This is a genomic window from Phormidium pseudopriestleyi FRX01, from assembly GCF_017313335.1.
GTDB classification, from domain to species: domain Bacteria; phylum Cyanobacteriota; class Cyanobacteriia; order Cyanobacteriales; family Laspinemataceae; genus Laspinema; species Laspinema pseudopriestleyi.
This window is the reverse complement of record NZ_JAFLQW010000491.1, coordinates 1-8011: the sequence shown is the minus strand read 5'-3', so window position 1 is coordinate 8011 and position 8011 is coordinate 1. Positions and strand designations below refer to the sequence as shown.

The 8011-nt window shown below is 47.6% G+C and carries 5 protein-coding genes; 1 reads left to right on the top strand and 4 read right to left on the bottom strand.

Going from position 1 to position 8011, the window contains the following annotated elements:
* Positions 1-221: 221 nt before the first annotated feature.
* From J0895_RS18760 to J0895_RS18745, 4 genes are all read right to left on the bottom strand, one after another.
* Positions 222-1298, bottom strand: a complete 1077-nt coding sequence (locus J0895_RS18760) for a fatty acid desaturase (protein ID WP_207089529.1) — start codon at positions 1296-1298, stop codon at positions 222-224.
* 459 nt (positions 1299-1757) lie between these two features.
* Positions 1758-3329 carry a DUF4070 domain-containing protein gene (locus J0895_RS18755; protein WP_207089530.1) on the bottom strand — a complete coding sequence of 524 codons (1572 nt, stop codon included), beginning with the start codon at positions 3327-3329 and terminating at the stop codon, positions 1758-1760.
* A 167-nt stretch (positions 3330-3496) separates the two neighbouring features.
* Positions 3497-6436: a Calx-beta domain-containing protein gene (locus J0895_RS18750; protein ID WP_207089528.1), complete on the bottom strand. Its 2940-nt coding sequence runs from the start codon at positions 6434-6436 to the stop codon at positions 3497-3499.
* A gap of 253 nt (positions 6437-6689) precedes the next feature.
* Positions 6690-6878: a hypothetical protein gene (locus tag J0895_RS18745; RefSeq protein ID WP_207089527.1), complete on the bottom strand. Its 189-nt coding sequence runs from the start codon at positions 6876-6878 to the stop codon at positions 6690-6692.
* A 219-nt stretch (positions 6879-7097) separates the two neighbouring features.
* Between J0895_RS18745 and J0895_RS18740 the strand changes: the two genes are divergently transcribed.
* On the top strand, positions 7098-8011 hold a 914-nt coding region (locus tag J0895_RS18740), incomplete at its 3' end, for a class I tRNA ligase family protein (RefSeq protein WP_207089526.1).

The following is an 8011-nucleotide window of genomic DNA, read 5'->3' as shown; positions in this document are numbered from 1 at the left end:
GTCCTCCCAGCGCTTTTGCTGTTCTTAAAGCTCAATATCCTGTCTCCACTCTTCCTGATTCTAGTCGCCTGTTGGTTGGGGGTAACACCCCCATCTGATTAGCCAACAGAATCCTAAAGGCTGCGGGTTTTGACATAAATTTGGGCAGGCAAAAAAAATAGCCCACAGAGGCGGGCTATTGACCAATTTTCCTATCCTCAAGGGATAGGGACTATTTCGAGTTATTTAGAGTTCGGCTTCCAGCCCGATTGATAGTACACCTTAGACCCTGTATTTGGCACAAAATGACAGGACAGATAAGAGCGAATGAAACTCTTTAAAATCGGTTCGTTGGAGGAACGATAATAATCACCTAACAGGGGTTTAATCGCCTCGGTTGCTGTCTTTAAATGATAGTGGGGCATATTTAAGAAAATATGATGCGCCACATGAGTGCCAATGTTATGATGGATGGGATTGATAAATCCATAGTCGCGATCGATGGTGGAAAGCGCACCTTTGAGAAAATACCAATCCTCTCCTCGATACCAGGGAATATCATCTTCGGTATGATGCAAGAAGGTCACTAAGTCCAACCACATCACGAAAAGGATGTAAGGCATGAGGTAATATTTCACCAGAAAGACCCACCCAAATTGATAGGTGAGTACGCCGAGAAATCCCACCATCATCACCCACAGGACTGAACTGGTCACAATATCCCATTTTTCCGAGGGACGGAACAGGGGACTGCTAGGGAGAAAATGGGAACCGGCGCGATCGGGCGATCGCTTGACCAGATAAAGCGGATACGCCAACAAGGGTAAATAAAAGCGGAATAGCTTTTCATACCAAGGCATCCGATTGTATTTCTCCTCGGATACCGGATACCAGCTTTCGTCTGTGTCCAAATTTCCCGTATTCCCATGATGGGTCCGGTGACTGATCCGCCAACCGTGATAAGGAACCAAAATCGGAATATGAGACAAATGTCCAATCAGGTTATTCAACCATTTGAGCTTAGAAAAAGAGCCATGACCGCAGTCATGACCCACTACAAATAATGCCCAAAACATTGTCCCTTGCATCACCCAGAAAATGGGGAAAAAGAACCAGGAATCCAGATTGTATGCGATCGCATACAGTCCCGCAATAATCCCAATATCCAGAAAAAAGTAACTCAGTGACTTGGGTATCGAGGGCTCAAAACACTCGGCAGGAATTGCCGCCTTCACATCCTGAAGAGTAAAAGGTAACTCTTGGGTTTCTGTCTGTGAAACTGTCCCAGTCGTCTGCTTAAAAACTGTGTTTGCTTGCACGAAATTTCCGCTTTTACCTGATTTTCAAACCGGCCTTTCACCTTTAACCCGTCCCTTTCAGCCTTTAAAAGTCTGAAAGTCTTGTCCCCAGGAGACTCTCGTTATTCAGTCCATTCCTTCCCCCGATGCGGTCCTCCTCATCAGCTAACGAATTGAACCCCAGGGGTCTGGAAACGGTGAGAACTCTCTGCCGCTTTATAAAAAAACTCCCGGGAGACAGAAGATGAAAAAACAGCCGATAAACGGAATTTATTCTAACCCGTTTTGAGCTGAATTGTTAAGAAACGTTTCAAAATTACCAATTATCAGCCCTAAAACTCATAATTTCTGCCTATTTCTCCCGAGAAATACCCTTTATTCTGAATCGGCAAGTTGCTGATTGGCAACTGAATATTTTGAAAACAGGAGTCCGTTACGGAAATCGGTTTCTATAACCCATGAACAATCGCCCCGATTGAATTAAGCGACCTCAGAAGTTACAGGGACAGGAGACAACGCCTCCTGACGTTGAAATTCGATTAATTGAGCTTCAATTTCATCCCGGACAATTTGACGATATTCCAGAAAATGTTCGTTATGAGCGCAAACCGTTAGATAGGTTTCCCAAACCCCAGGATTTTGCCTCATAACACTGAACAAATGATGCCAGAATTTCCAGCGCGTTTTCCGTTTAATCCCTTGTCGCCAGATGATAATTCCTAACGCCCGTAAATCAACCCAACTGGGCAATTTAGCCGGTGGTTTACATTTGGGTGCACCTAATTTGAGAAAGCAGCGATAGGTGCGATCGAGAAAAACTTCTGGATCATAGAGTTGCCAAAATGCCTCAATATATTCTTGGGCAATATCCGTAATCGGACGAGTGGGGACAAAGTTCATTAACGTGCTTTGATTGATGTCTTGGCGGCTATTTTCCCGCAAGCGTTCCTCTTTTTCCAGACGATGCCAGAGGGCAGTATTCGGCAATGCTTGCAGCATTCCAAACATCGCCGTAGGAATCGCTGCCTCTTCCACAAACTTAACAATCCGGGAACTGGCGTCTTTTTTCTCCCCATCAAAGCCAATAATAAATCCCGCCATCGGACGTAAACCCGCATGAATGATTTTATCCACGGATTCAGTTAAAGAAGTCCGGGTATTTTGGAATTTTTTGGTCATCGATAAACTCTCTTCATCGGGAGTTTCAATCCCTAAAAAGACCGCATCAAAATTACACTCTACCATCAAATCCATCAACTCGATATCGGCAGCTAAATCAATGGATGCCTCGGTATTAAATCGGAAGGGATACTGATGTTCCGCTTGCCAAACTTTCAACGCTTGCAACAATAGCCGGACATTTCGTTTATTTCCGATAAAATTGTCATCCACCATAAAGACACTGCGCCGCCATCCCAACTCATAGAGAAAATCTAATTCAGCTAACAGTTGTTCTGGTGTTTTGGTCCGGGGTTTGCGACCATAGAGGACGATAATATCACAAAATTCACACTGGAATGGACAACCCCGAGAGAATTGCACCGACATTGAATCATAAGCATCTAATTCGAGTAAGTCATAACGGGGAACCGGAGTTTCGCTGACATCAGGTTTTTCCAGAGTCCGAAAAACCCCCTGAGTTTCGCCATTTTCCAAGGCATCGATAAACATCGGCAGGGTGATTTCTCCTTCATCTAAAATCATAAAATCGGGGTTTGCCACCGCGACTTCATGGGGAACTGATGTGGGATAAGGTCCACCCACAGCGACAGATTTACCGCGCCGTTTTGCCTCGCGAATTTGGTCGAGCAAATCTTGTTTTTGCACAATCATCGCCGAGAAAATCACCAATTCTGCCCAATCCCACTCGTCCTCTGTAACGGGGCGAATATTGCGGTCTACCAGTTTAAAGTCCCAAGTTTGGGGTAAAATTGCAGCGACGGTGATTAATCCCAAGGGGGGTAACAAGACTTTGCGATCGACTAATTCTAAAATCTTGTTATAAGACCAGAATGTGGGAGGAAACAGGGGATATACGAGTAAAGTTCGCACCATCTAGCACTCCTTATCGAACGTTTAATGGTCAGTGGTCTTGATTGTAACGAGTTTCTCGAACTTTGTGCGCGCGATCGCCGGTTTCCCAAGTTCGTAGTAACGACTTAAGTCGTTTCCCCAGTTCATAGTAACGACTTCAGTCGTTACTACAAACATGAGGAAGATTATCCGAGTAGGATATCATCTAGGATAAGCTTGTTGGGAACACTGCCGAAACTGACGGAACGGGCGACTCCATTGAAGGGGAGGGTGACTTGCTCAAATTCTCCATAAACATTGGGTAAGGAACCTGCTGTAGTGGTGGATAGCGGGATGGATGCCAAGATGTTGCCGGATGCGCCTAATCCATCATAAAGAGTGACCTGGTGATTGGCAAAGGGGGAGGCATAGAAGAAGGAGAGTTGATTGTCAAATCCACCTTCTACATTCATGACGATCGCCCCGTTTTCTCCATAGGTGAGGGCAGTTGTGCCGCTGGGGGGAGGGGCAAAATTGCCGCCGAATTCATCGGGAAATCCCAAGGCATCTAAGGCATCGGTACTCATAATTCCCAAGGCGTTGGGGGAAAAAGATATCCCCCGATCGCCATAAAATCCACTCACTGGGTCTAAATTTATCACTCCTTCAAAGTTGAGTAAAACCGGCAGATCGCTACGGGGAATGACGAGGGTGGCACCACTTTGTGCGCCAATTTCTACCCCTGGGGTGGGATTGACTAGGGCAAGGTTGAGGGTTTCGGCAACTTCTGCGATCGGATCATTGGCGATCGCAATGGTGACAGTTTGAATGGTTTCTCCCGGGGCAAAGGTGACCGGAATCGGGGTATTATCGTAATCAAAGGGTGCAGTGGCCGTCCCATCGGCTAAAACCAGGGTTGCACCGGCAGGGAGATGGAGTGCTCCGGCGCGGGTGACGGTGATGGCGAGAATTTCTGTCCCATCTTCTTCGATGATGAAGGTAGGAGCACTAAATTCTAGGCGGATATCATTGTCTAAAATTGCCAAAGTTGCTGCATTTTGTGGGCCAATTCGCGCACCTTCGCTGGGATTGGTGAGGGTTAATTGAACTGTTTCCGTGGGTTCGCTTTCGGTGTCATCAATAATGGGAACGGCAACGGTTTGGACTGTTTCTCCCGGGGCGAAATTGACGAGAATTGGGGTATTATCGTAATCAAAGGGAGCGGTTGCGGGACCATTTGTGAGGGCGATCGCGGCGGAAAAGGCTTGATTCAGTCGGCCTGACCGGGTGACAGTTACCGGGGCGATCGCTGTTCCATTTTCATTGACAACAAAGTTCGCCTCACTAAACTGCAACAGCACATCATTATCAACAATCGTAAACACTGCCGTACTCGGTTCAGTCAGGGTTGCCTCACCCGTGGAATTAAGTAAGGCGAGATTAATCGTTTCATCCGGTTCTATAATCTCATCATCCACAATAGGAATTTCGACAGTTTGCAGGGTTTCTCCGGGTGCAAACTCTACGGCAATTGGGGTGGGGTCGTAATCCAAGGGGGCCGTGGCGGTGCCATCACTTAATCCAATGGTGACCCCGGTGGGGATGTTTGTAAACCCGATGCGCTGAACTTGGATGGGTTGGATGGGAGTACCGTCCTCGACTGCACTAAAATCGGGGCGAATAAACTGCAAGGCAGCATCATTATCAACGATGGTAAATGTAGCAGTATTCGGGGTTCCGAGGGTTGCGCCTGTGGGGGGGTCAACTAAAGTGAGAGAAAAAGTTTCAGCGGGTTCTATACTGTTGTCGTTGACAATAGGAATTGAAAGGGTTTGAGTGGTTTCTCCCGAGGCAAAGGTGACGGAAATCGGGGTATTATCGAAATCAAACGGTGCAGTTGCGGTCTCTTCTTCTAGGGCGAGGGTTAAGGTAACGGGACGATTGATTGCGCCTGTGCGAGTCACAGTGACAGGAACAATGAGAGTACCATCCTCCAATTCACTGAAATTGGTTTGAGTAAACTGGAGGGTCACCCCATTGACTTGATCATCGATTAGGGCGAAGGTGGCGGTACTGGCAGTGCCTAGGGTTGCGCCTCCAGTGGGGGTGGTGAGGGTCAAATTAAGGGTTTCGACGCCTGCGGCAATCAGTTCATTGACGAGGGGAATGGTGACAGTTTGTGCGGTGACTCCCGGGGCAAAGTTTACCTGAATTAGCTGGGAATTAAGATTGTCGGGAGGGGTTGGGATATCTGGGGAAAGGGTGATGGTTGCTCCCACAGCATTATCACTTACCCCACTGCGGAGGACGGTGATTGTGGCAACGGCCTCACTTTGGTCATTCAGGGTAAAGGTTTGCTCACCAAAAGAGAGTGCTATATCGTCATCGAGAATGGTGATGGTGGATTGCGATCGCCCTCCAATTCTGAGATTTTCCGTAGGATTGACTAAGCTGAGATTAAAGGTTTCCGTCGGTTCCAGAATCTCATCATCAATAATCGGAATCGTCACCACCGCCTGGGATTGTCTGGGGGCAAAGGTGACCGTCCGAGGACCTCCGATGTAATCCGCTGAGGCGATCGCCGTGCGATCGGTTGGCAGAATGGTCACATTGGCCGACTCACTTAGGTTGCCAGTGCGAAGTAACCTCACTTCTACACTGGGAACCCCCTCCTGAACCGTAAAATTGGCGGCACTAAACTCAACCACACTGGACAGGGGGTCAAGGGTTGCATTTAAAAAATCCGTACCATCCAAATTAATCGACCCGAATACCTCCCCAATCACCTGGCGATCGCCATTTTGGATCACCACCACTTGAGTGGCGATTTGCACCGGATTTGAGTTCCCATTTCCCCTTCGTTCAAAAATCGGTTCTAGGCGAATTTGTGCCGTTCTTAAATCCCGGGAAACCGCCAGTCTATCCACCCCTTTTTGAAAATCAACAATCGTATCTCGGCCCGATCCGAGGACAAAAATATCCGCCCCGGGACCGCCAATTAAAGTATCCTCCCCTAAACCCCCAAAGAGAATATCCTCTCCCGCATTGCCCAAAATCGAATCATTCCCATCACCGCCAATAATCGTATCATCACTGTCGGTGCCAATTAAAGTATTCCCTTGATTATCCCCAAAAATAAACGTCATCCGTTAATCCTCCTATTAACCCGGTGTGCTTTGCCCCAATGCACCCTAATGCATCTGATCGCGAAGCGGGGCATCGGCACGATCTGGCATTTAAAATCACTGGAAATCGCCCTCAAAGTGGACGAGTCTTATCCTCCTAAATTTTTTCAGACCCTCCCCCAGGGACAGCAGAAAAAATGAATCTTTGATTTTCTCAAATAGGTGAAGAGTTGAATGCCACACCCATCGGTTCTTTCCCCATTTGAAGACCCCTTTAAATCATCCGGCAGTTCATGCCAGCAATCTGCTGCTGATCCAGTTGCCTGCCGATGCCACATCGATACTCAATTGTAAGCGGTTTCGATATAGCATCTGACGTATTTTCAGCTTCCAGATGCTCCCTGACGGTAAAATTCATGGTATAAATAGTAGCATATTGCCTGGAGTTTTCTCCGAGAAGCATCACCTCAAACGGGGGTAGCGGGTCAGGTTAGACCCCGGTTTCTTGAAAACATTTGAGGCAGTTGGCAACGGATTAGGGGCACAAACCCAGTTGCTTCTCCCGGGGTTCCCATCCTGCCTCGGACGCCCTACTCAGCAACCGGGGGTCTCCAAATTTCCTCAAGAGTATGTCAAAATATCGATGCAAACGCGATTGAGCAATAGAGTTAGGAGATTTGTCGTGGAATCCCGTTATAATCCCGCATCCCTTGAGGAAAAGTGGCAGCAAAGTTGGACAGAACGCCAGTTATATCAAACCCCTGAAACCCGCGATCGCCCGAAATTTTATGCCCTGTCCATGTTTCCCTATCCCTCGGGAAACCTGCACATGGGTCACGTCCGAGTTTACACCATCACCGACGTGATTGGCCGTCTCAAGCGGATGCAAGGGTATCGCGTCCTGAATCCGATGGGATGGGATGCCTTTGGTCTCCCCGCAGAAAATGCCGCCATTGAACGCGGGATTCATCCGGCGAAATGGACCTATCAAAATATCGCCCAGATGAAACAGCAACTCGAACGCCTCGGGATTGCCTTCGATTGGACTAGAGAAGTCGCCACCTGTTCCCCAGAGTATTACAAATGGACTCAGTGGATATTTTTGCAGTTTTTTAATGCCGGACTCGCCTATCAAAAAGAAGCGGCAGTTAACTGGGACCCCATCGACCAAACCGTACTCGCTAACGAACAAGTTGATAATGAGGGTCGGTCCTGGCGATCGGGGGCTAAAGTCGAGCGTAAATTGCTCAAACAATGGTTCTTCAAAATTACCGATTATGCTGAACAATTACTCAATGATTTAGACCAATTAACGGGTTGGCCCGAACGGGTTAAACTGATGCAAGCTAACTGGATTGGTAAATCCGTCGGCGCTTATTTAGAATTCCCCATTGTTGGCAGTTCCGAAAAAGTTGCCGTCTTTACCACCCGTCCTGATACGGTTTATGGCGTAACTTATTTAGTCTTAGCCCCAGAACATCCTTTAACTCGAAAAGTTACCACCCCAGACCGATTAGCAGCAGTTGAATCTTTCATTGAAGAAGTCAGCAATCAAAGCGAATTAGAACGCACCGCCGACGATAAACCCAAGCGCGG

Coding starts and splice junctions, on each gene's coding strand:
- J0895_RS18750 (WP_207089528.1), bottom strand. CDS start 6,436: ATGACGTTTATTTTTGGGGATAATCAAGGGAATACTTTAATTGGCACC.
- J0895_RS18745 (WP_207089527.1), bottom strand. CDS start 6,878: ATGCTTCTCGGAGAAAACTCCAGGCAATATGCTACTATTTATACCATG.